The organism is Haloferax sp. Atlit-48N (assembly GCF_003383015.2).
In the GTDB taxonomy this organism is placed as follows: Archaea; Halobacteriota; Halobacteria; order Halobacteriales; family Haloferacaceae; genus Haloferax; species Haloferax volcanii.
The window spans coordinates 1595048-1617780 of record NZ_CP137689.1; the positions used below are offsets into that span (position 1 = coordinate 1595048).

Genomic DNA, 22733 nt, shown 5'->3' on the forward strand with positions numbered 1-22733 from the left:
TTCTACCGAGTCGCCTCGGCGTCTCCCGAATTCGTCGGTTCACAGGCATAACCGATGGCAAACGGGCGGCCAATACTTATGGTTCGGGACCCTCGTCTACCTCTATGCGACTTCGGACCGCGTTAAACGAATACAAACGCGACCGGGGCGGGCGCTTCCCAGAGGAGTGTCGGACCTCGGACGGCGCGTTTTCGGGTCACGGGGACCGACTCGTCTACGTCGGACTCGACGGCTCTCTCCGGGATTATTCCGCTCCGCTTTCGGGTCTCTACGGTATCGACCGCTCTCGGTTCGGCATCGAGACGGACGGCGAGACGCACTGGTTCGACGAGTTGGAGTCCGTGCGGCAGCACTACTACCGGGAGACGAGCCTCGTCGAGACCGAGTACGACGCCGGGGAGTACACCGTCCACCAGTACGACCTGACGCTCGGTCGCGCCCACGTGACGCACGTCGAACTCCGCGGTGCGATTCCCACCGACGCCCACCTGACCGCCTTCCTCACCTTCGCACCCGAGGGGCGAGAGACGCGAGTCGGCCGGCTCATCCACGAGGCCGGCGGCCCGAACGACACCCAAGCGGTCGAGGTGTTCCACCGGAACGAACACGACTACGTCACCGCGTCGACCGGCCTCACCGACGTTCGCGGCCAGATTCCCGAGCGATTCGACGAGATTCTCTCCGACGACACCTTCGACTTCCCGCGGGAGGCCGTCCTCGACCGCTACGAGGACACCCATCTCTCGGGCGACGTGGTCGTCAGCGCCCCGCTCGAACAGGAGGGCCGCGCCGCGCGGACCACCCTCGTCACCCAGCTTTCGGACCACAACGAGATGGCGCGGACCGACGCCCTCGCCGACCTCCGACACTGTTCCGTCCAGCACGCCACCGCCGACGCGCTCCGCGATGCCGCCCGCGAGCAGGCCGAGGTGTTCGTCCCCGACGGGACGCCCCGCGAGCGAATCGTCCGCGCCGACCTCCGGGCGCTGTCGCTCCTGACCGCCCCCAGCGGCGCGCGCATCGCCGGCCCCGAGTTCGACCCGTTCTACGCCCACTCCGGCGGCTACGGCTACACGTGGTTCCGCGACGACGCCGAGGTCACACAGGCGCTCGCGCACGCCGACGACGCCTTCGGTCTCGACCTCGGTGACCGCCTCGCGACGAGCGCCGAGTTCTACTGTCAAACCCAACTCGAAGACGGCACGTGGCCCCACCGGGTCTGGGCCGTCGACGGGAGCGTCGCCCCCGGCTGGGCACACGGCCGCGTCGAGGGCACCGGCGACGAGGAGTACCAGGCCGACCAGACCGCGAGCGTCGTCGCCGCGCTCGCGTCGCTCCTCGCCGAGCGCCGCGACGAACTCGACGACGAACTCGTCGGGCGGCTCCGCTCGACCGTCGCGGCGGGGGTCTCGGGACTCGACAGCAGCCTCGAATCCGACGGACTCCCGAAACCCTGTCAGAACGCGTGGGAGAACATGAGCGGCCGGTTCACGCACACGGCCGCGACGTTCCTTCAGGCGTACGCCACGGTCGCCGCCGCGCCCGTGAACGACGACCTCCGCGAGCACGCCGCCGAGCAGGCGACCGCGGTGTACGAGGGGCTCGACGAACTCTGGTCCGAGGAACGCGAGGTCTACGCCCTCCGCATCGACGGAAACGGCGGCCTCGACGACCGCCTCGATTCGGCCACGTTCGCCCTCGTCGACGCCGTCGACGCCTACGCCGACATCGAAGACGTCGACTCGCAGACCGCCAATCGGCTCGTCAAGCACATGGCCGCGACGCTGAAGGGGCTCTACCGAAATCCCCGCGGCGGCGTGGCCGGGTTGGTCCGGTTCGAAGACGACTACTGGCGCGCCGAGGGGCAGGACGGCGAGAAAGTGTGGTCCGTCTCGACCGCGTGGGGCGCGAACGCCGCCGCGAAGTTCGGCGTCCTCTGTGACCGCCTCGGGAAGGACGGCCGCCGCTTCGTCGAGCGCGCGACGAACCTCTACGAACTGCTCCAGCCCGACGGCCCCTTCACGACCGACGCGGGCTACCTCGCGGAACAGGTGTTCGACGACGGGCGCTTCGACAGCGCGACGCCGCTGGGGTGGCCCCACGCAATCCGCATGGAGACGACCGCCATCCTCGCAGATATCGACGCGCTGCCGGCCCCGAAGCCCGCGCCGACCGGCCCGGAGAACCGGCCGCGGTGGACGACCGGCGAGAAATACGGCATCGGCACCGTCGCGGACCACTACGCCGAGGACCCCTCGCGCGTCTGGTTCACCCTGACCGAGGGCGCGCTGACCGAGGTCCGCTTCCCGCGGGTCGACCTGATGAACCTCCGGACGCTCGACTTCCTCGTCGTCGACGCCGACCCGGACGACGAGTACACGGCGCGGACCCACAACGAGACCCGCCGCGACGACCACGCGGACACGGTCGAGCGCCGGGCCGAAATCGTCGACGACGACGCGCTCGTCTTCCGCCACGTCGTCACCGAGACGGGCGACGGCCGCGGCCACGAGTGGGAACTCACCGTCGAGTACGTCCTCGACCCCGAACACGACGCGATGCTCGCTGACGTGCAGTTCGAGTCCATCGACGGCGACGAGTACGAACTGTACACCATCGCCGACACGGCGCTGGCGAACACCGGGACGAAAGACCGCGGCATCCGCCTCGGCCAGCTCGGGAGCTACCACCTCGTCGCCCGCGACGCGGGCGCGTTCGACGCCGGCGACGGCCACGAACCGCTCCTCATCGACCAGGACGGCAGGGAGTACAGCGTCGCAATCGCGCTCACCGCCGCCGGGCGATTCGAGTGGGCGACCGTCGGCGTCGCCGGCTCGCGGTACCTCGCGGACTTCTTCTCGAAGGGCGAACTCCCGAGCGCCCAAGAGCGCATCGACGACGAGAACGTCGTCCTCGTCGGGCGCATCGGCACGGGCGACGAACTCGGTGAGACGCTGGCGCTCGGCTTCGCTGAACACGCCGACACCGCCGCCGCGCTGGGCGAGGCGGCCGGCGCGCTCACCCGCGGCTACGAGACGGCGCGGGCGGCCTACACCGACTCGTGGGCAGACTTCCTCGCCGACAAGGAACTCCCCGGCTCGGTCGCCGCCGACGACGAACTCGCCGCGCAGTACAAGACCGCGCTCATGAGCCTGCGGGCGGTCGAGGACAAGACCTACCTCGGCGCGGGGCTCGCCTCGCCGTCGGTGCCGTGGGGCGAGGCCGTCCCCGCCGAGGAGGCGAAGGGCTACGGCTACAACTTCGTCTGGTCGCGTGACCTCTATCAGGTCTTCACCGTCTTCGAGGCCGTCGGCGACGTGGAGACGGCCATCAACGCGCTGGAGTACATCTACACCTACCAGCAGGACGACCGCGGCTTCATCCCGCAGAACACCTACCTCAACGGGCGGACCCGCTGGGGCGGCGAGCAGATGGACAACATCTCGTTCCCGCAGGTGATGGCGTACATGCTCCACGAGCGCGGCGTCACCTTCGACGACGTGGCCTACGGCTACGAGAACGTCAAGTACTCCGCGGACTACGTCGCGCGGAACGGGCCGCCGACCGCACAGGAGCGCTGGGAGGAGGAGGCCGGCTACTCGCCGTCGTCCATCGCGGCCGAAATCGCCGGTCTCGGCTGCGCGGCGGCCATCGCGCTCGACGAGGGCCACACCGACGACGCGCTCGTCTGGCTGGCGCTGGCCGACGACTGGGCCGAGCGCGTCGACGACTGGACCGCCACGCGGACCGGTACCGACCGCAACACGCACACGCCGTACTACGTCCGCATCACCCGCGACGGCGAACCCGACGCCGGACACCTGCGGACGCTGGCGAACAACGGGCCGACGCTCGACGAGCGCGAAATCATCGACGCCGGCTTCCTCGAACTCACCCGCCTCGGCATCAAGCCCGCCGACGACGAGATAATCCGCAACTCGCTGAAAGAGGTCGACGAGACCATCCGCGTCGACACGCCGCACGGCCCGGCGTTCTACCGGTACAACGGCGACGGCTACGGCGAGCGCGAACGCGACGAAGAGGGCGCGCCGTGGTCCGTCGACGCCAAGGGGAAAGGCCGGCTGTGGCCCATCTTCACCGGCGAACGCGGCGAGTACGAACTGCTCGCGGGAACCGAAGACGGCGACCTCGCACCGGACAACCTACTGCGGACGATGGCCGCCTTCGCCAACTCCGGCCGGATGCTCGCAGAGCAGGTCTGGGACCGCGAACACGCGACCGACTTCAACTGGGAGTTCGGTGAGGGCACCGGCAGCGCGACGCCGCTGGCGTGGTCGATGGCCCAGTACGTCCGCCTCGCCCACGGCGTCGACGCGGGCGAACCCGTCGAGACGCCCGCGTTCCTCCGCGAGCGGTACGTCGAGTCCGACCGCCCGACCGGGCCCTCGCTCCGCGTGAGCACGCGCTTCAAGGGCGACAAGCTCGTCGTCTCGGGGCAGACCGACGCTCCCGTCGCCGCGGTGAAGACGCCCGGCGAGACCCGACTCGTCGAGCCCGAAGACGGGGCGTTCGAGGTCGAAGTCGCCATCGAGTACGGCGAAAACCAAGTGACCGTCGCCGCCGCGACCCACGAGGACCTGACGAAAGCCGGCACGACCGTCTCGCGCTTCACGCTCTGAGGCGGCGCGACCGGCCGACTGCCGTTCCCGTCACCGTCCCCGACCCCGACCTCGCGGGCGGCGCTTCGACGACTTCTTTCGACCCGTTCCGCCAGCACCGCTTTTCCGTCTCCGGCCTAACGGTCGGGTATGCCGGTCTACCAGCGTCGAACCCGTATCGCCGCCCCGCTCGAACGCGTCTGGGAGTTCCACTCCGACGTGTCCGGACTGGAGGCGCTCACCCCGGCGTGGATGCGCCTCGACATCGAGTCGGTCCGCGGCCCCGACGGCGACGACGACCCCGACGAACTCGTCGCCGGGACGGAAATCGAGATGTCGATGCGACCGTTCGGGGTCGGTCCCCGCCAGCGATGGACCTCGCGCATCCTCGACCGCGAGGCCGGGGAGACGACGGCGTGGTTCCGCGACGACATGGTCGGCGGCCCCTTCTCGCGGTGGGTCCACACCCACCGGTTCGTCGCCGACGGCGACGAGACGATAGTCGAAGACCGCGTGGAGTACGAACTACCGTTCGGTCCCCTCGGTGACCTCGCGGGCGTCTTCGGCGGCGTCGGCTTCGAGGGGATGTTCCGCGCGCGACACGCCGAGACGAAGCGACTGCTCGAAGAACAGTAACCGGTAGCGCGGGAGTCGAATCGAGTCGAGTCGGAGCGTCGACGGCTCAGTCGTCGCTGAGCGAGAACCGCGGTTCGACCTCGGAGCGGACGCCGCCGATATCGAACTCGAAGCGCGCGCCGCCGAGGTCGGCCTCCGGGGCGGTCGCCTCGATATCCCAGCCGTGGGCCTCGATGATGCTCTCGACGATTGAGAGCCCGAAGCCCGTGCCGGAGTCGGACGTGGTGTGACCGTGTTCGAAGACGGTGTCGCGCTCGTCGGCCGGGATTCCGGGACCGTTGTCGGCGACGTAGAAGCCGGTCTCGGTGGGACCGACGCGGACGGTCAGCTCGTCGGTCGCGTCCGTCGGCGGCGACTCGGCGGACGCCGTCTCGTCGGCGGGCGCGTCGTCCGCGGCCGCGTCGTCACCGGAGTCACAGCAGGAGCCGCCGTGCTCGACCGCGTTCCGAAACAGGTTCTCGAACGCCTGTTGGAACCGGCCTTGGTCGGCCTGCGTGGTCCCGAGTCCGTCCTCGACGACGAGCACCGCGTCGTCGCCGGTGTCGACCGCCTTCCACGCCCGCTCGGCGACGTTCTCGATGGCGACAGAGCGCGTCTCACCGACTTTGCGGCCCTGTCTGGCCAGCGTGAGCACGTCGTTGAGGAGCGTGTCCATTCGGGTAACGCCGTCGAGCGCGCGGTCGAGGTAGGTCACGTCGTCTTCCTCGCGGGCGAGTTCGACGAACCCCTTGGCGACGTTGAGGGGGTTCCGCAGGTCGTGTGAGACGACCGACGCGAACTCTTCGAGGCGGTCGTTCTGCCGCTGAAGTTCGCGCTCGCGTCGCTGGCGGGCCAGCGTGTGCGTGACGTTGTTGCCGACAGAGCGAAGGAGGTCGACTTCGGTGTCAGTCCACGAGCGACTCGTCTCGACCACGTCGAAGACGACGAAGCCGACGAGCGCCCATTTCGACACCATCGGCACGGCGACGAAGCCGCCGGTCTCGGCGTCGGTGAGCACGCGCTTCGTGTCCGACGCCTCGGGCGGGAGGTCCGAGACGCGATGGAGACGGACGTTCTCGAATCGGTGGAGTCGTTCGAGCAGCCAGCGGGCGTCTTCGAGGGCAACGCGCTCGGGGTGCTCGCGTCGGCCGCCGCCGCGCCAGTCGTGCATCCGGGCGGCGACGGTCGTCTCGTCGTCGTAGAGATAGACCGAACAGCGGTCGAGGTCGGCCACCTCGCCGACGGACTGGAGCGTCCACTCGATTTTCGTGCCGATTTCGTCGGTCTCGGCGCTCATCAGCGACGTTGACGTGTCCAACACGGCGTCTTTCAGCCGCGTCTCGTAGCGCAGTCGGTTCCGCCGGCGTCGACGCTCGGTCACGTCCTGCAACGTCCCGATGACGGCGGGTTCGTCGTCTTCGGTGGGACGGAGCGCGAGGTGGCCCTCACAGAGGAGGTCGTCGTCGTGCGGGTACGCGGGGCCGGGCGACAGCACCGTCTCGAAGCGCTCCGTGTCGGGAGCGTTCGGGGAGACGACCCGCTCGAAGGCGGACAGAATCTCGTCGGCGGCCTCCGCGGCGAGGTCAGCGAACTCGCGGCCGATAATCGCCTCGCGGTCGTAGCCGGTGAGTTCGCAGAAGACGCCGTCGGCGGAGGTAAAGCGCCCCGCCGAGTCGAGCGAGTAGACGCCGCTGTCGAGCACCTCGATGGCGGTGCCGTACCGCTCGGAGGCCGCCTTCGCGCGGTACTGCGAGACGGCGTTGACGACGCGGTTGGCGAGGACCGTGTACTGGTCCGTGCCGGTGTCTTTCTGCATGTAGTCGGTCGCGCCGACGCGGAAGGCGTCGCGGGCGACCTCCTCGGAGCCTTTGCCGGTAAAGAGGATGAAAGGGAGGTCGGGGTGTTCCGAACGGACCGCGCGGAGGAACTCCAGCCCGTCGATGTCGGGCATGTCGTAGTCCGACACGACGCAGTCGACCCGTTCCTGTCGGAGTCGTTCGAGGGCGTCCGCCCCCGAGTTCGACGTCGAGACCGACAGGTCGACGTCGCCGGCCTCGCGTTCGAGGTAAATCGACACGAGGTCCGTCAGACTGGGCTCGTCATCGACGTGGAGAACGCGTACGTCCGCCCCCGACCCGTCGTCCATACGATGTAGCGACCGCTCACCGTAATGAGCGTTGTGACGCGGTTATCAGGGCCGATAACGGATTCGGAGCGGGAGACGAACCGACGCGTCTTCGGACGAGTGTCCGGGTTCGGAACCGCCCGTATCGGCCGGGACAGGTCAGGACGCGCTGACGTAGATGCCGCCGAGGACGACCGCCCCGCCGAGGACGGTCGGGAGCGTGGGAATCTCACCGAGGAGAAAGAGCGCGAGAATCGTGCTGCCGACGGGTTCGCCGAGGAGGGAGACGGAGACGACGCTCGATTCGAGGTGGGCGAGCGCCCAGTTGATGACGGTGTGGCCGAAGACGCCCGGGCCGACGGCCATCCCGAGAAACAGGAGCCACTCGCGGGGCGGATAGCCCGTCAGCGGGTCGCCGCGGCCGACCGCGACGACGAGGAGCGCGGCGGCGCAGACCGAGTAGACGACGACCACGTAGGGGACGAGGGCGACCCTGCTGCGGACGCTCCGGCCGGTGAGGACGTAGGCGGCCGCCGTCACGGCCCCGACGACCGCCAGTCCGTTTCCGAGAAGCGGCCGCGGTGCGCCGCCGGCGGTGAGGAAGTCGGAGACGGACATGAGCGCCATGCCCGCGAGCGCGACGCCGATGCCGATTGCGGTGCGGCGGCTCACGCGCTCGTCGAGGACGGCCCACGCGCCGACGGCGACGAAAAGCGGTTGGGACTGCACGAGCGTGACGCTCGCGGCGACCGTCGTGTGGTTGAGGCTCTCGAACCACGACGCGAAGTGGGCCGCGAGCGCGACGCCCGCACCCCCGGCCGCCAGCAGGTCCCGTCCCGAAATGGTCGCCAACGCGTCGCGGTGGCGGACGAGCGCGACCGGCGCGAGAAGGGCAACAGTGAACAGGACCCGATAAAACGCCTTCACGAGGCTGGGCGCGGCGCTCCAGCGGACGAGAATCGCGCTCGTGCTGACCGCGAGGACCGCGATGCCGAGCCCCGCGAGCGGCGAGATGGGGGCGTCGGAGTCGGGCGTTGACACACCTCCACGTCGCGGGGGGTCCGCTTACCGTTTGTGGGTCTCGGCGGGTCGCGGATTCGAGGCGGCGACTCTGCTCACCTACTCCGTTCGCGCTCGAACCAGCGCCTTCGGGTTGGCAAAGGAGACGACGGAGTCGCCGTCGAACTCCACGTCGAACAGTTCTTTCGCCTCCTCGGGCGCCTCGCGGAACCGACGTTCGAGTTCGTCTCGGTCGGCGGGCGAGACGTTCGTCCGCTCGGTCCACGGGTCGAACTGGAGACGTATCGCCGCGGTTTCGACCGTCTCGACCGACAGGCCCGCGGCCGCGAACCACTCGCGCCACCGCGAAACCGGGTGGAGTTCGACGTGAGTCGGGTCGCGGAGCACTTCGACGCCGTTGAGGAACGCGGCGAGGGCGGCGTCTTCGGGCGCGACGTTGTCCTCGAAGGCGAAGACGCCGCCCGGTTCGAGGACGCGCGCGACCTCGGCGACGAACGCCTCGGGGTCGGGGAAGTGGTGCGCGGCGATACGGCAGGCGGCCGCGTCGAAGACATCGTCCGCGAAGGGAAGGCGCTCGGCGTCGGCGACGACGCCCGCGACGGGGTACTCGCGAACCGCGGTGGCGACCATCTCCGGGGCGGCGTCGGCCGCGACGACCGAGGAGACGCCGGCATCGGCTATCGCGCCCGCGGTGTGGCCGGCCCCGGTCGCCACGTCGAGCGCGCGGGTCGCGCCGCGGCACCACGACGCGAGCGTCTCGCGGTCCGCGCCGAGGCGGTGGACCTCGCTGTCGAAGTACGACTCGGCGGCGCTCCCGAACTGGGCGGCGGTTCGGCGTTTCTCGTCGCTCATGACGCGGGGTTCGCGCAGGTCGGTGAAAAAGGGGCGCGAGGAGACAGGTCGGGACGCGGGCGAACTCTCTCCGTCACGTCGGCGCACGGAGCGCGGAGTGGTCAGCGTGCGGGGCGACGCTACGCCGCCTACGCCGCGTCGGGGTCGGCGTCGCCGTCCGCGTAGTCAGGGCGCTCGGCGTACGGAATCGGGTCGCGCTCGCCGAGGTTCTGGAACGCCTGCAAGCGGAACGCACAGGAGTCGCAGGTGCCGCAGGCCGGTTCCTCGGCGCGGTAGCAGGACCACGTGTGCTCGAAGGGGACGCCGAGTTCGAGGCCCCGGCGGGCGATGTCGGTCTTCGAGTCGTGGACGAACGGGACTTCGAGCGAGATGGTCGTGTCGGGTTTCGTGCCGACGTCGACCATGGCCTCGAAGGCGTCGAAGAACTCGGGCCGGCAGTCGGGGTAGCCCGAGTAGTCCTCGGAGTGTGCGCCGACGAAGACGGCGTCGCAGTCGTTCGCCTCGGCGTACGAGACGGCCATCGACAGGAGGTTGGCGTTGCGGAAGGGGACGTACGAGGTCGGGATGTCGTCGGCGTCCACGTCGGCGTCGGCGACGGCCATCGAGTCGTCGGTGAGCGACGACGCGCCGATCTGCTTCAGGTGGCTCGTCTCGATGTGGAGGAAGTCCCGCGCGTCGAGTTCGTCGGCGAGTTCGCGGGCGCAGTCGTACTCTTTCGACTCGGTCTTCTGGCCGTAGGAGGTGTGGAGCGCGTAGAGTTCGTAGCCGCGTTGCGTTGCCTCGTAAGCGGTCGTCGCGCTGTCCATGCCGCCGGAGAGGAGGACGACGGCGCGTTTGTCGTCGGACGTGGGTTCGGTAGTCATCGTTATCGTGGAACGTTCGGGGTGTGTTTGGGGTGTGTTCGGGGTTCGTTTAGCGGGCGTTCGGCGGGGTTCGGCGGGATTCGAGGTTCGTTCGGCGGGCGTTCAGGTCTCGGGCGCGTCGTTCCAGAGGTCGACGTGGAGTCGCGGCGTGTAGCGGTAGCCGAACGACGCCGCGAGGTCTGCGACCTCGGTCCGGGTGCGGGCGAGCTGCTCGCGGGTCTGTCCCTCGGGCATGAGCAACACGTCGCTGTCGCGGATTTCGCGGTCTGCGACGCCGCGCACGTCGTCGACGAGCGACTCGATTTCGTCGAGGTCGTCGCGGCCGGTGACGACGAACTTCAGTTGGAACTCCGCCGCGTCTTCGACCAGCGAGGCGAGCGCGCCGAGGTCGACGCGGGCGTTCTCGTGTCGCTCGGTCCAGACGCCGGGGTCGACGTCGTCCGGGACGTTGTCGGGCGTCGGCGTCGACGACGCGAGTTTGGGGCTGATACTGGCGAGGTCGACCGGCGCGTCGGTTTCGAGCGTCCCGTTCGTCTCGACGGTCAGGTGGTAGTCGTCGTCGAGCGCCGACAGGAGCGCGTCGGTCTCGTCGTGGACGAGCGGTTCGCCGCCGGTGACGACGACGTGCTCGGGGGACAGCGACTCGACCTCGGCGACGATTTCGTCGAGGCTCAGCCACGCGTGAGTCGGCTCCCACGAGGTGTGAAAGGAGTCGCAGAACCAACAGCGGAGGTTACAGCCGCTGGTGCGGACGAACGTGCTCGGGACGCCGGCGAGTTTACCCTCGCCCTGAAGCGACGCGAACAGCTCGTTTATCGGGAGGCGGTCGCCCTCGGCGTCGGTGTCGTCGCGGGCGACGGTGTCGGAGACGGGCATCAGAAGCCGGCGCAGAGCTCCGACGTTTCGCTGACCGAGACCGAGACCTCGGAGACGGTGTCGGGGAGCGCCGTCAGCAGCTTCTCTTCGAGCACGACGGCCATCACCTCGGCCGTCGGCGGCGCGTCGAGGACGACCGTTCCGTCGGCGTCGCCGGAGCGCTCGAACGCCTCGACCAGCGGGTCGCCCGATTCGACGAGAAAGCGGTGGTCCCACTCGTCGATGACGTCGGTCACGACGCCCTTGTCGACGACCCAGCCCTCGTCGGTCAGGTCACCGACGACGCGGACCGAAATCTCGTAGTTGTGCCCGTGCGGGCGGCTACACTTGCCGTCGTGGTGGAGGAGACGATGGCCGGCGCTGATGCGAATCGGCCGGTCGCGTCCGATGTGGAGGACGCGTTCGCCTGCTCGGGACAGCGGGGTCTCGTCGTCGGCGTCCGCCGACTGTGCGCGTTCTAGTGTTCCCCGAGGCATATCCGAGGATTATCACGAGAGTATTTAATTCTCCTGTCTCGGCTCTGTCGGTCGAATAACCGGTGTCGTTCTAGGTCGCTCCAAGAGACAACGCGGTGCGAGCGGCGGCCGGACGCTACGGTTGGTCGGCGATTGCCTCGCGCCACTGGTCGGGAACGCGGGTCGGGCGGCCCTCGTCGTCCATCGCGACCTGAACCGTCTCGCCGGTGGCGACGACCTCGCCCTCGTAGGAGAGCGTGTAGTAGATGGGGAAACTCTTTCCGCCGGGCTCGCCGGCCTCGACTTCCACCTCGACGGTGCCGACGCCCTCGATTGGCGCGCGGTAGTCGAGTTCGAGGTGCGCGACGACGATGTGCGGGTCGGAAAGCGGGGTGTCCAACACCTCCTCGAAGAAGCGCACGCGGGCCTGTTCGCAGTAGGTCGCGTAGACCGCGTTGTTCACATGGCCGAACGAGTCGTGGTCGCGGAACCGGACTTCCACCTCGGCGACGAAGCTCATTGCGGTGCGCGACACGGGCGAGGGGTATAGCACCGACGGTTTGCCTCCGGTGAAGCCGGTGCGATAAGCCGACGACGCGGGAACGAGCGGCGGGCGAAAGACGGGGTCGCGGACGACTCAGTTCGCCGTGCGCGCCGACTGGTCGGCGGGGAGCGTCTGTCGGCCGTGCAGTGCGACGGCCTTCCAGACGTTCGAGCGCGAGCCGGCGCGGACCATCTCGACGGGCACGCGAGCGCCCTCGGAGAGCGACGCGAGCGCGTCGCGGATGCGCTCGGACTCGTAGGCCACGAGGTGGCGCGTTTCGTTCGTCTCGTGCAGTTCGACCGTCATCGTCTCGTGGTCGTTCATCTCGACGCGGACGTTCACCAACACCGGCGCGGACGCGAGGGACACCATCACGCTCATCTACGAATCCGCCCGTCATAAGCCGTTATAATACTGATATCTTCGGGTATGGATTCTACATAGATGACGGGAGAGCCGCGAGCGGGAGGGGTGGGCGAGGCGACTGGACGAGGGGCCGGTCCGAGGGGTACGCCCATGTCGCGTCGGCCCGAACGACCGACCGATGAGCGACCGCGAGCCCCGGGTTCGAACCGAGTGCGACCCGGCTGACTCGACTGTCACGGTTCGTGTCCGCGACACCGACGGCGACCGCGTCACCGACCTCGAAGTCGAACGCGGGACCGTCCTCCGCGACGCGTTGCTCGACGCGGGTATTTCACCGTACGCGCGGCTCACGAAGCGAGTGAACTGCGGCGGGCGCGGCCTCTGTGCGACGTGCGGCGTCCGGGTTCGCTCGGGCGAGCCGACGCCCGACCACTGGCACGACGACCTCGCGGCGCGGTTCGGCTACCCGCGGCTCTCGTGTCAGCTTCGCGTCGACGGGCCGCTAACGGTCGAACTGGTCGAAAAGGTGGTGTGGGGCGGTCGGGAGTGACCGTGTGAACCGGCCGGTACGAGAGAAGACGGTCCGCGCTCTGAGTTGCAACACTGAGAGAATCCGCGCTCCCCGATTTGAACTCACTCGCAACGCTCCGCGTTGCTCGCTGCTCAAATCGGGTCGAGGAGTCCTTCACATTCAACACCGCCCGCTACGCTCGCGGGTGTTGAAGTTCAGTCCGCTCTCCCCGATTTGAACGGGGGACAAGCCGATCTACAGTCGGCTGCTCTGCCAGGCTGAGCTAAGAGCGGTCAAGAGAATCTCAATCCACGGGCAGACTTAAGAATTCTCATTCCGGGCGGCGAAGCGCCCGACGACGGGTGATTACTCGTCGGTCGTCGCTGACTCAGCGCCGTCCGCAGACGCCGACTCAGCGCCGTCCGACTCGTCGTCTTCGGTGTCAGTGTCGGCGTCGGTGTCACCGCCGTCCGAGTCGGGGTCGAGGTCGTCGGCGCTCGTCTCCCGGACGCGGATACCCTTCCCGGCGAGGTGTTGCATCTGGCGCTGGGCGAAGTCCTCTTCGCTCGTGCCGCGGGTGGCGAGCACGTAGACGAGCGCGCTCCCCGTCGGGCGCATGGTTCGGCCGGCGCGCTGGGAGCCCTGCCGGCGAGAGCCGCCGAGGCCGGAGGCGACGATTGCGAGTCCGGCGTTCGGGAGGTCGATGCCCTCGTCGCCGATGCGGGAGATGACGAGCGTGTCGAGGTCGCCGTCGCGGAACGCCTCGAAGTACGCCTCGCGGCGGTGATGGCGGGTCTCGCCGCTGACGAACGGCACGTCGAGCGCCTCGGCAATCGCCTCTCCCTGGTCGAGGTAGTCGACGAAAACGAGCGTCTTCGAGTCGGCGTGACGGGCGCGGAGCCGACGAATCTCGAATATCTTCCCGGGGTTCATCGCGGCGAGCATGTGCCGCTCGCGGCCGTCGCTGGAGGCCCATTCGTTTCTGGCCATGTCGTCGCCCCAACCCACGTAGCGAATCTCGACTTCGGGCTCCTGAACGTAGCCGGCGTCGAAGAGCTTCCCCCAGTCGGTGCCGATAGGCGGGCCGATGAGCGTGAAGATCTCTGCTTCCTTGTCGTCCTCGCGGATGGGCGTCGCCGACAGCCCGAGGCGGTGTTTGGACTGGAGGTCGGCGCTCCGCTGGAAGACGCGACTCGGGATGTGGTGGGCCTCGTCGTAGATGATGAGCCCCCAACGCCGCGAGTCGAAAAGCGAGCGATGGCGGTCCATCCCGGCGGTCTGGTAGGTGGCGATTGTGACCGGGCGAATCTCTTTCGCGCCGCCGTGATACTCGCCGATTTGGCCGGCGTCGAGGTCCGTCGTCGAGCGGAGTTCCTCGCGCCACTGGCGGGCGAGTTCGCGACTCGGCACGAGAATCAACGTCTCGCCACCGACCGCGGCGAGCGCGCCGATGCCGGCGATGGTCTTCCCCGCGCCGGGCGGCCCGACGAGGACGCCGGCGCGCTGGTCGACGAATCGGTCGACCCAGTCTCGCTGGTAGTCGCGGAGGTCGACGCCGAGCGTAACGTCGAGTTCCTCGCCCTCTTCGAGGTCGCGGTCGTCCTCGACGGGGTAGCCCGCGTCGTAGAGGATGCGCTTTATGGCCGCGATTTCTTCGTCTCTGACCCACGCCTCGGTGTCCGAGATGGGGGCGTAGACGTGGTCGTCGTCGAGTTTCTGGAGCGCGACGTTGCCCATGAGGCTCTCGGTGGCGGCTTCGAGGACGGTGTACCCCTCCTCGTGAGAGTAGAGGCGGAACTGGTGGGCGCGCTTCCACTGGTCTTCGACCCACGCTTCGAGGTGCGACGACCGCTCAGGGAGGACCGACCGAAGCATCGAGAGGAGCGAGTCGACGTCGTCGAAGGGTGCCTGCCACACGTCTTCCTGCCGGATGCGGTAGAGGTAACCGCGGCCGCGGCCCTCGCGGTCGCCGGTGGTGTCCGCGAGGTGCGCAAACTGCGAGAGTCGCGCCCGGGTGTACTGGGTCGGGTTGTCGACGACGATTTCGCGGCGTTTCGGAAAGAGGACGACCCGCTCGCGCGAGGCGAGGTCGCCCCACTCGGTCGGATACCAGACGACCGGGTCGGTCTCGACGTTCACCCGCTGGACTCGCCCCGCACCGGCGAGCGCGTCGAGTCCGTCCATCGCGTCCGCCTGCGAGACGCCGAGGCGGCGAGCGACCTGCTGGGCGGTCACCACGGGCCGGCCCTCGGATTCGAGCGCTTCGTAGAACGCTGCGAGCGAGACGCCGTCGGCAATTTCGCTCGGTTGGTCCGCGTCGACGGTGGACGCGTCGGGCACGTCGGATACCTCGGTTACGTCGGCCAATCGGTCGAGCACGTCTCGGGACGCGCCGGCCCCGTCGATGTCGCCGTCTCCGTCGGGAGGACTTTGGTCCTCGTCCTCGGCAGTCATCGAAGCCGAATACGGTCGCGACGGGGAAACGGCTTGCGACACCGGGGCCCGTGACGCGAGCGAGGGAACTCGCTGCACGCGAGGGTTCAGGGGGAGCGGAGGCGGAAGGAACGAAGGGAGAGCGAGGAGAAAGCGAGGAGCGAACGAGCTGAGTGCGAGAAGACAGAAGCGACTCGGCTTCGTCGAAGCGGACCCCCGTTGAAACGACGTTATCGGGACGGAGGCGATACTATCGGGACGTGCTCGACCGCGCGGGAGCCATCCGGTCGAACACGGCCCGAAAGTCGTCGTCGACGGTGAGGAACTCGGGGAACTCTTCGAGCGTCCGGACGCCGTCGAGATAGACGTACTCGACCGGCTCGGGTGGAATCTCCTCGAAGACCTGAACCGGTCCCCGTTCAGCGAGACCGACGAACGGCCGTCCCTCCGGGTCGGTCTGCGGCGTCAGTTCGTGTTCGAGGTAGAGCTTCGCCATCACGAGCGCGCTCGCGAGCGGGACCTGACCGGGAGTCAACTGCCACGTGACCTCTCGGTCTTCGTAGTGGACGGTGGTCACGTAGCCGTCGTCGAACCGGAAGCAATCGACTCGCTCCCCCGGGCGCGACCACCGCGTCTCCGTCGAACGGGAGCGTTCGAGAGACCACGCTCCGTCGTCGTCGCGATTAAACACGACCTCGCCGAGGCGCACCCACAAGCGACTGAGCGCACGCATACGTTACCGATTCGTCCCCCTGGGTAATTGCATTGACGCCACGGGAACGACACAGTCCGTCGGGGGAGAACGTTTCGAGACCCGTTCCGGGAAGCTACGCACGGATGCACGAGAGTCGCATGCACACCACGTTTCCGGTGAACGAGTGAGAGCTAAGTTCGGTCCGAGACCGGTGTAGACGTCGGTGTCGGCAGGTGACGGCTCGGCCGGGTCCGGTCGGTCGTCGTCGACGACTCACCACATCGTGTTCGCGACACCCCACACCTCGCTTCCGGTGAATCCCGAGACCGGGTGAGACGGGCAGAGACACCACGTTTCCGGTGAATGAGGGGAAAGAGAACCGGAAAACCCGGTCACAGAGCCGGGATACCACGAGCCGTCAGGACGGAAAACGACAGTCGGTCGCTCACCGGTCAGCTCTCCGTCGCCAGCTCTCCGTCGTCAGCTTCGTCCGGTTCGGCGGAGAACGTAGCAACGCTGACAGACACCGTGTTTCCGGTGAAATACGATACAGGGCAGGCGAGTCCCGCGGGGGTCGGAAAGCGGTCGAACAGCCGATGAGTCACCAGAGCGAGGTCACGCGCACACCACGTTTCCGGTGAACCGAACCACGCGCCTGGCAGCGGCAAACGCATGGAAACACGGGTGTGCGCGTTCGTATCTTCCCCCTCATTTTCGGGGGCACCCGAATCGAACCACTTATATTGAACACACCGTGTTTCCGGTGAAAACACCTGCAATGAGAGTTCTATCTGGGGTATAGGGACACTACGGGAGACTGAGATGAGACACCACGTTTCCGGTGAGTCAGCCAGGCGAGTCCATCAGGTGCGGTCCAGCACTCACTCGACTCGCGTCGGGGGTCCTGTGTAGTTCGAGTAGCAATGATTAAATAGTATATTCGTGTTAACGACCATTGATACACTCGTGAAGTAAAGAAGTACTCGTAACTCGAGTACTGTTCGAATCGAACTGCTCGTCTTAGACGTGTGTTTTTCGGAGTTTGCGAGTCAGGACAGTCCGTGATTTCGGTCCGTTCTGGAGGGTCCTACGAGGTTTCGCGAACTCCGGTGAATCTGAGCGATTCGTGGCGAGACGGGACTTTACAGTCGACTCTCGTCACAGACCGCTTCCAGCAACAGCGCACACACGGCGTCGGTGCCGACGTAACTCGTCAGCTTCGTGCGCGTTCTCCGTCCTCAGGTGGGACGCGAAGTGAGAGTAGCCGGCCTCGTGGGGTCAGGTAGACTCCCCCACACCGTGTTTCCGGTGAATCAATACCTCCGTTTCGTGTGGACGGGAAACCGGGGTTCGTGGGCGTTCACCGGAAACGTGGTGTGTGTGTGCTGAGTCGAATGGTAAGTCCTTTCACCGGAAACGTGGTGTGTTGCGAACATGCCTAACGCCAGCGACGACCTCTTCACCCGGGAGGACCCCATCTTCGCCAACAAGGAGTTGTTGGAGATTAACCACCTCCCGGGCGAGGGTCGCATCGTCGGTCGCGACGACGAGATTTCGGATCTCGCGACCGCGGTGAACCCCGCCATCTTCGGACAGAGCCCGAGCAACGTCCTCATCTACGGGAAAACTGGGACGGGGAAGTCGCTCTGTGCGAAGTACGTCTCCCAGCGCCTCGTCGAGACGGCCGAAGAGGAGGGCGTGAAAGCGACGTTCGCCTACGTGGACTGCGCGCAGGACACGACCGAGACGCAGGCCGTCCAGACCATCGCCGACAGTGTCAACGACACCTCGATTACCGGGATAAAAGTCCCCGATAAGGGACTTTCGACGTCGACGTACTACAAACGCCTGTGGCGCATCCTCGACTCGCTGTACGACGTGGTTCTCATCATCCTCGACGAAATCGACAAACTGAGCGACGACGACATCCTCATGCAGCTCTCGCGAGCCGGTGAGGCGGGGAAGATTGCCGGCTGTAAGCTCGGCGTCATCGGTATCAGCAACAAGATTCAGTACAAAGACCGGATGGACGAGCGGGTGAAATCAAGCCTCTGCGAGCGCGAGTTCGTCTTTCCACCGTACGACGCGAACCAGCTTCGCGACATCATGGACGCCCGGAGCGACGCCTTCCGCGACGGCGTGTTGGACCCATCGACGATTCCGCGAGCCGCGGCGCTCGCCGCCCGCGAACACGGGGACGCCCGGAAAGCAATCGACATCCTGCGGTACGCGGGAGAAATCGCACAGTCCATGGGGGCGAGTACCGTCAAGGAGAACTTCGTCACGCAGGCGCGCCAGCGCGCGGAGACCGACCGCTTCCGCGAGCTGATTCGCGGGTCGACGCCTCACTCTCGCTACGTGTTGCAGGCGCTCGCCATCCTCTCGCTTTCGAACGAAAAACAAGACGGCTTCCGAACGAGCCGCGTCTACGAGGTCTACGAGAACATCTGCCGACAGCAGGGCTCCGATAGCCTGTCGCTGCGGCGGGTTCGAGACCTCCTGAAAGAACACGCCTTTCTCGACATCATCGAGCAGTCGAAACACAGCGGCGGGAGCGCGGAGGGAAGCTACACCAAGCACCAACTGCTCGAGGATCCGGACGTGGTGAGGGACGTCCTCATCGAGAACACGGACTCCTGATTGGAGAATCGAACTCTCGACCGGGGCGTGTGAGGGCCGAACCGGCTAGCGGGAACGCCGTACCACCGCAGGCGTACCTCCGTAGAGTGGCCTCTTATAGTTTATTGCATCATCATGTGATTGGAATATTCACGCGTGACCGACCCGGTCACGCCGGTTGTCGGCGCCGACTCACGGTTCGAGGCGGTCAATCGGCACTGATTTCGAGCGGACCGACTCGTACAGGTTTTCGACCCACGAAACGACTTCCGACGCGTCGCCGTCAACGAGGGCCGTCAGGTTGTTGTGTTCGTCGTAGGCGGAGACGAGACCGTGGCCGTCGACCACGAGCAGGCCGAAATCGAGGTTCTCCTCGGTGACTCGAAGTTCGAACTGGTCAAGGTCCCGCGCACGCTCGAAGGAGTCCGGGTAGGCGTCCATCGAACGCTCGAGGACGCCGCGGTCGACGATGAGTTCCATCCGAGTATCTTCTCCCAGCACCGCTTCGGCCGATTCGTTGAACACACGACTCACGATGGGCGTGACTCCGCGGAAGCGGTCGACTGGCTCGCTTCCGACGATAGTCAAGTACCTGTTAAGTGGCGCGTGCGGGTCGTTGTCCGCGGCGGTCGTGATGTTCATCTGACCGAGGACACCGGGCGGGGCGTTCTCACAGATGTCTGCGGCGTTCGCCAGGAACTCGCTCATTCGGTCGGCGCATTCGACCGTCTCTATGAACCGCTCGTACCGTTCGTGGACCATCGTTCCGCCCGGCGTAAGGTGATACAGTCCGTCGGATCTCTTTTTCGCCCATCCTCGGTCACAGAATCCTGCGAGTGTCCGCTGTGCCGTCTCTCGGGCGCAGTCACAGTGTTCCGCGAGCGCTGTCGGTCGACGTGGTTCGACCGCCAACGCCCGGAGAATCGCCTCTCGACTCTGTGACCCAACGAGAAACGCTACGTCCTCCCGCGCACTCATGTACCTCTGTTACACTGTTCGCCATTTCACACTTATGGGTGTTCAGACACCTAGCACCGCGAAAAATCGGATAGTTCGGGAGCGCCTAGCCGAGCAGTCCAAGCGCGTCGATGCGCTCGACGATTTCCTCGACGGCGGTTTCCGCGTCGTCCGTCCGCTTTCCTCCGGTGATGACGATTTTCCCGGAACCGAAGAGGAGGATAACGACTTTCGGCTCGTCCATCCGGTAGACGAGGCCGGGGAACTGCTCCGGCTCGTACTCGACGTCTTCGAGACCGAGCCCGATGGCCAGCGCGTTCAGGTTCAGGTTGTGTCCGAGGTCCGCGCTGGAAACGATGTTCTGGACGGTTATCTCTGGCTCGTCGTCGACGGGAATCTTCAGCTCACGGAGCTTATCGAAGATAATCCCGAGTGCGTCGTGCACGTCGTCGATACTTTTCGCGCCCGTGCACACGATCTTCCCCGACCGGAAGATGAGCGCAGCGGCTTTCGGGTCCTGGGTGCGATAGACGAGGCCCGGGAAGTTGTCCGGATTGAAATCTGCACCGGGGAGGTCGTCGGCGAGGGCTTCGAGGTCGAGCTCCTGACCGATCCCGGTCGATGCGACTACGTTCTGAATCTCGATGGAGTCTGCCGGCCCACTCATTGCTCGCACGTGAATCGTACCTCCGGCCTTATAAAGCGACCCGTTATAAACCGACTTCAACGGGTCGATTCTGTTGGCCCTTCGCACGCACGCGAAACTAATACATTGATTTATCGCTCGACCGAATTGATGTCACAACTGACCGCGCGTGAAGTTATGGCACGCCTCGTGTCTATTTTTCTCACAGAGCCACTAAATCAACGGGGTTAAATGTATCCCGGGCATTCGGATTAATGCGAAGAAGCGCACGGGGGTACTCCCCCTGAAAGCTTCCACCGAACGCCCCCGACCCCAAGGTCGTCAGGCGCTCACCGGGATGACACACCTTCCCGGGGGTCGCCACGATACGACGGCCTTAAGTGGTCCAAGGCATTTCGGATGAATGCGAACGACACACCGCGATTGCAGGGCGATTCAACGCGTCCTGCCTCACCGGACCCGAACCGAACGGGGTTCGAAGGGTTTATACCCTCGAATCGCTTCGATTCAGGTCCGAAGGAAATGAGGATTCCGCCCCTGCGGTACGCCGCAAGACGGTATCTGATGTTAGCCCTAGTAGTTCGGTGACATCCGAACGGATGTCACGCGAACTCGGACCTTTGAACGGTGATTTGACAGCATTACGCTGCCATTCACCCGCCAACACCCCGCGACCAGGTTTAAATGGTCGCGACCCATTCCGGTTGATCCTGCCGGAGGTCATTGCTATTGGGGTCCGATTTAGCCATGCTAGTTGCACGAGTTCATACTCGTGGCGAAAAGCTCAGTAACACGTGGCCAAACTACCCTACAGAGAACGATAACCTCGGGAAACTGAGGCTAATAGTTCATACGGGAGTCATGCTGGAATGCCGACTCCCCGAAACGCTCAGGCGCTGTAGGATGTGGCTGCGGCCGATTAGGTAGACGGTGGGGTAACGGCCCACCGTGCCGATAATCGGTACGGGTTGTGAGAGCAAGAGCCCGGAGACGGAATCTGAGACAAGATTCCGGGCCCTACGGGGCGCAGCAGGCGCGAAACCTTTACACTGCACGCAAGTGCGATAAGGGGACCCCAAGTGCGAGGGCATATAGTCCTCGCTTTTCACGACTGTAAGGCGGTCGTGGAATAAGAGCTGGGCAAGACCGGTGCCAGCCGCCGCGGTAATACCGGCAGCTCAAGTGATGACCGATATTATTGGGCCTAAAGCGTCCGTAGCCGGCCACGAAGGTTCATCGGGAAATCCGCCAGCTCAACTGGCGGGCGTCCGGTGAAAACCACGTGGCTTGGGACCGGAAGGCTCGAGGGGTACGTCCGGGGTAGGAGTGAAATCCCGTAATCCTGGACGGACCACCGATGGCGAAAGCACCTCGAGAAGACGGATCCGACGGTGAGGGACGAAAGCTAGGGTCTCGAACCGGATTAGATACCCGGGTAGTCCTAGCTGTAAACGATGCTCGCTAGGTGTGACACAGGCTACGAGCCTGTGTTGTGCCGTAGGGAAGCCGAGAAGCGAGCCGCCTGGGAAGTACGTCCGCAAGGATGAAACTTAAAGGAATTGGCGGGGGAGCACTACAACCGGAGGAGCCTGCGGTTTAATTGGACTCAACGCCGGACATCTCACCAGCTCCGACTACAGTGATGACGATCAGGTTGATGACCTTATCACGACGCTGTAGAGAGGAGGTGCATGGCCGCCGTCAGCTCGTACCGTGAGGCGTCCTGTTAAGTCAGGCAACGAGCGAGACCCGCACTTCTAATTGCCAGCAGCAGTTTCGACTGGCTGGGTACATTAGAAGGACTGCCGCTGCTAAAGCGGAGGAAGGAACGGGCAACGGTAGGTCAGTATGCCCCGAATGAGCTGGGCTACACGCGGGCTACAATGGTCGAGACAATGGGTTGCTATCTCGAAAGAGAACGCTAATCTCCTAAACTCGATCGTAGTTCGGATTGAGGGCTGAAACTCGCCCTCATGAAGCTGGATTCGGTAGTAATCGCATTTCAATAGAGTGCGGTGAATACGTCCCTGCTCCTTGCACACACCGCCCGTCAAAGCACCCGAGTGAGGTCCGGATGAGGCCACCACACGGTGGTCGAATCTGGGCTTCGCAAGGGGGCTTAAGTCGTAACAAGGTAGCCGTAGGGGAATCTGCGGCTGGATCACCTCCTAACGACCGAGACCACCCCGACGGGGTGGCTCACACGCGATCTTCCGAGTTCACCAATGACACCCGTTCGGACACCTTAGAACTACTAGGGCTAACACGGGCCCATAGCTCAGTGGTAGAGTGCCTCCTTTGCAAGGAGGATGCCCAGGGTTCGAATCCCTGTGGGTCCATGGTAAGCAGTACTCCACTCCGAAACGATCGTGCCCCTTAAGTGTGGCAAGACGTTTCGACTGAATGGATACTGACGACAGATGCACCATCCCGCGCAAGCGAGGTTGGGAAGGGTCGAAAATTCGCCTCGGGTCGTCACCGAGGGGATTTGATGAAACCGTGTGTACGTGCAATCCAGGCGTCCACTGGACCCGTTCT

At 65.8% G+C, this 22733-nt stretch carries 16 protein-coding genes, 2 tRNA genes and 1 rRNA gene; 6 read left to right on the forward strand and 13 right to left on the reverse strand.

Translation table 11 applies throughout. The annotated features are described in order from the left end of the window. Positions 1-104: 104 nt before the first annotated feature. Positions 105-4640: a glycoside hydrolase family 15 protein gene (locus DEQ67_RS08585; RefSeq protein WP_115891221.1), complete on the forward strand. Its 4536-nt coding sequence runs from the start codon at positions 105-107 to the stop codon at positions 4638-4640. 129 nt (positions 4641-4769) lie between these two features. After that, positions 4770-5255, forward strand: coding sequence for an SRPBCC family protein (locus DEQ67_RS08590; RefSeq protein ID WP_004041602.1), 486 nt, complete (start codon positions 4770-4772; stop codon positions 5253-5255). Between the two features lie 46 nt (positions 5256-5301). Here DEQ67_RS08590 and DEQ67_RS08595 read toward each other — a convergent pair whose 3' ends face one another. The 8 genes from DEQ67_RS08595 to DEQ67_RS08630 all read right to left on the reverse strand — a co-directional run bounded on the left by DEQ67_RS08595 (position 5302) and on the right by DEQ67_RS08630 (position 12341). Further along, positions 5302-7380, reverse strand: coding sequence for a hybrid sensor histidine kinase/response regulator (locus DEQ67_RS08595; RefSeq protein WP_115859744.1), 2079 nt, complete (start codon positions 7378-7380; stop codon positions 5302-5304). Between the two features lie 138 nt (positions 7381-7518). Next, positions 7519-8400, reverse strand: a complete 882-nt coding sequence (locus DEQ67_RS08600; protein WP_115802700.1) for a DMT family transporter — start codon at positions 8398-8400, stop codon at positions 7519-7521. Between the two features lie 78 nt (positions 8401-8478). After that, positions 8479-9231: a class I SAM-dependent methyltransferase gene (locus tag DEQ67_RS08605; protein ID WP_004041605.1), complete on the reverse strand. Its 753-nt coding sequence runs from the start codon at positions 9229-9231 to the stop codon at positions 8479-8481. Positions 9232-9359: 128 nt separating this feature from the next. Next, the gene (gene queC, locus DEQ67_RS08610) at positions 9360-10094 is read right to left on the reverse strand and encodes a 7-cyano-7-deazaguanine synthase QueC (RefSeq protein ID WP_004063120.1); all 735 of its coding nucleotides are present in this window, start codon (positions 10092-10094) and stop codon (positions 9360-9362) included. Between the two features lie 102 nt (positions 10095-10196). Beyond that, a complete protein-coding gene (locus DEQ67_RS08615; RefSeq protein ID WP_115802701.1) occupies positions 10197-10970 on the reverse strand; it encodes a 7-carboxy-7-deazaguanine synthase QueE in 774 nt (257 codons plus the stop codon). After that, on the reverse strand, positions 10970-11446 hold the full coding sequence (locus DEQ67_RS08620) for a 6-pyruvoyl trahydropterin synthase family protein (RefSeq protein ID WP_115859742.1): 477 nt from the start codon (positions 11444-11446) through the stop codon (positions 10970-10972). Before DEQ67_RS08620 ends, DEQ67_RS08615 begins: the two co-directional genes overlap by 1 nt. A 115-nt stretch (positions 11447-11561) precedes the next feature. Beyond that, positions 11562-11945, reverse strand: a complete 384-nt coding sequence (locus DEQ67_RS08625) for an acyl-CoA thioesterase (RefSeq protein WP_004063118.1) — start codon at positions 11943-11945, stop codon at positions 11562-11564. Between the two features lie 117 nt (positions 11946-12062). After that, positions 12063-12341 carry a hypothetical protein gene (locus tag DEQ67_RS08630; RefSeq protein ID WP_008605666.1) on the reverse strand — a complete coding sequence of 93 codons (279 nt, stop codon included), beginning with the start codon at positions 12339-12341 and terminating at the stop codon, positions 12063-12065. A 172-nt stretch (positions 12342-12513) separates the two neighbouring features. On the opposite strand from DEQ67_RS08630, the gene DEQ67_RS08635 reads away from it, so the two are divergent. Beyond that, positions 12514-12885 carry a 2Fe-2S iron-sulfur cluster-binding protein gene (locus DEQ67_RS08635; protein WP_004041611.1) on the forward strand — a complete coding sequence of 124 codons (372 nt, stop codon included), beginning with the start codon at positions 12514-12516 and terminating at the stop codon, positions 12883-12885. Between the two features lie 180 nt (positions 12886-13065). Here DEQ67_RS08635 and DEQ67_RS08640 read toward each other — a convergent pair. The 3 genes from DEQ67_RS08640 to DEQ67_RS08650 form a co-directional block, all read right to left on the reverse strand. After that, positions 13066-13139: transfer RNA gene (locus tag DEQ67_RS08640), tRNA-Tyr, on the reverse strand. A gap of 73 nt (positions 13140-13212) precedes the next feature. Beyond that, on the reverse strand, positions 13213-15300 hold the full coding sequence (locus tag DEQ67_RS08645; protein WP_115891220.1) for a DEAD/DEAH box helicase: 2088 nt from the start codon (positions 15298-15300) through the stop codon (positions 13213-13215). 229 nt (positions 15301-15529) lie between these two features. Further along, positions 15530-16012, reverse strand: coding sequence for a hypothetical protein (locus tag DEQ67_RS08650; RefSeq protein WP_004041613.1), 483 nt, complete (start codon positions 16010-16012; stop codon positions 15530-15532). 1395 nt (positions 16013-17407) lie between these two features. Here DEQ67_RS08650 and DEQ67_RS08655 point away from each other — a divergent pair. After that, complete coding sequence (locus DEQ67_RS08655; protein ID WP_004063115.1) at positions 17408-18613, forward strand: Cdc6/Cdc18 family protein; 1206 nt, start codon at positions 17408-17410, stop codon at positions 18611-18613. 171 nt (positions 18614-18784) lie between these two features. Here the strand turns inward: DEQ67_RS08655 and DEQ67_RS08660 are convergent, their stop codons facing one another. Further along, positions 18785-19354, reverse strand: a complete 570-nt coding sequence (locus tag DEQ67_RS08660; protein WP_115802704.1) for a transcriptional regulator FilR1 domain-containing protein — start codon at positions 19352-19354, stop codon at positions 18785-18787. Between the two features lie 301 nt (positions 19355-19655). Next, positions 19656-20216, reverse strand: coding sequence for a TATA-box-binding protein (locus tag DEQ67_RS08665; RefSeq protein ID WP_004041616.1), 561 nt, complete (start codon positions 20214-20216; stop codon positions 19656-19658). Positions 20217-20892: 676 nt separating this feature from the next. Here DEQ67_RS08665 and DEQ67_RS08670 point away from each other — a divergent pair. Both DEQ67_RS08670 and DEQ67_RS08675 read left to right on the forward strand, forming a co-directional pair. Next, positions 20893-22365, forward strand: a 16S ribosomal RNA gene (locus DEQ67_RS08670). 97 nt (positions 22366-22462) lie between these two features. Further along, positions 22463-22534: transfer RNA gene (locus DEQ67_RS08675), tRNA-Ala, on the forward strand. The last annotated feature ends 199 nt before the right edge of the window (positions 22535-22733 follow it).

Excerpts from the sequence above, each read along its gene's own strand:
- DEQ67_RS08585 (WP_115891221.1), top strand. The coding sequence starts at position 105 with ATGCGACTTCGGACCGCGTTAAACGAATACAAACGCGACCGGGGCGGG.
- DEQ67_RS08590 (WP_004041602.1), top strand. The coding sequence starts at position 4,770 with ATGCCGGTCTACCAGCGTCGAACCCGTATCGCCGCCCCGCTCGAACGC.
- DEQ67_RS08595 (WP_115859744.1), bottom strand. The coding sequence starts at position 7,380 with ATGGACGACGGGTCGGGGGCGGACGTACGCGTTCTCCACGTCGATGAC.
- DEQ67_RS08605 (WP_004041605.1), bottom strand. The coding sequence starts at position 9,231 with ATGAGCGACGAGAAACGCCGAACCGCCGCCCAGTTCGGGAGCGCCGCC.
- queC (WP_004063120.1), bottom strand. The coding sequence starts at position 10,094 with ATGACTACCGAACCCACGTCCGACGACAAACGCGCCGTCGTCCTCCTC.
- DEQ67_RS08615 (WP_115802701.1), bottom strand. The coding sequence starts at position 10,970 with ATGCCCGTCTCCGACACCGTCGCCCGCGACGACACCGACGCCGAGGGC.
- DEQ67_RS08620 (WP_115859742.1), bottom strand. The coding sequence starts at position 11,446 with ATGCCTCGGGGAACACTAGAACGCGCACAGTCGGCGGACGCCGACGAC.
- DEQ67_RS08625 (WP_004063118.1), bottom strand. The coding sequence starts at position 11,945 with ATGAGCTTCGTCGCCGAGGTGGAAGTCCGGTTCCGCGACCACGACTCG.
- DEQ67_RS08630 (WP_008605666.1), bottom strand. The coding sequence starts at position 12,341 with ATGGTGTCCCTCGCGTCCGCGCCGGTGTTGGTGAACGTCCGCGTCGAG.
- DEQ67_RS08635 (WP_004041611.1), top strand. The coding sequence starts at position 12,514 with ATGAGCGACCGCGAGCCCCGGGTTCGAACCGAGTGCGACCCGGCTGAC.
- DEQ67_RS08645 (WP_115891220.1), bottom strand. The coding sequence starts at position 15,300 with ATGACTGCCGAGGACGAGGACCAAAGTCCTCCCGACGGAGACGGCGAC.
- DEQ67_RS08650 (WP_004041613.1), bottom strand. The coding sequence starts at position 16,012 with ATGCGTGCGCTCAGTCGCTTGTGGGTGCGCCTCGGCGAGGTCGTGTTT.
- DEQ67_RS08655 (WP_004063115.1), top strand. The coding sequence starts at position 17,408 with ATGCCTAACGCCAGCGACGACCTCTTCACCCGGGAGGACCCCATCTTC.
- DEQ67_RS08660 (WP_115802704.1), bottom strand. The coding sequence starts at position 19,354 with ATGGTCCACGAACGGTACGAGCGGTTCATAGAGACGGTCGAATGCGCC.
- DEQ67_RS08665 (WP_004041616.1), bottom strand. The coding sequence starts at position 20,216 with ATGAGTGGGCCGGCAGACTCCATCGAGATTCAGAACGTAGTCGCATCG.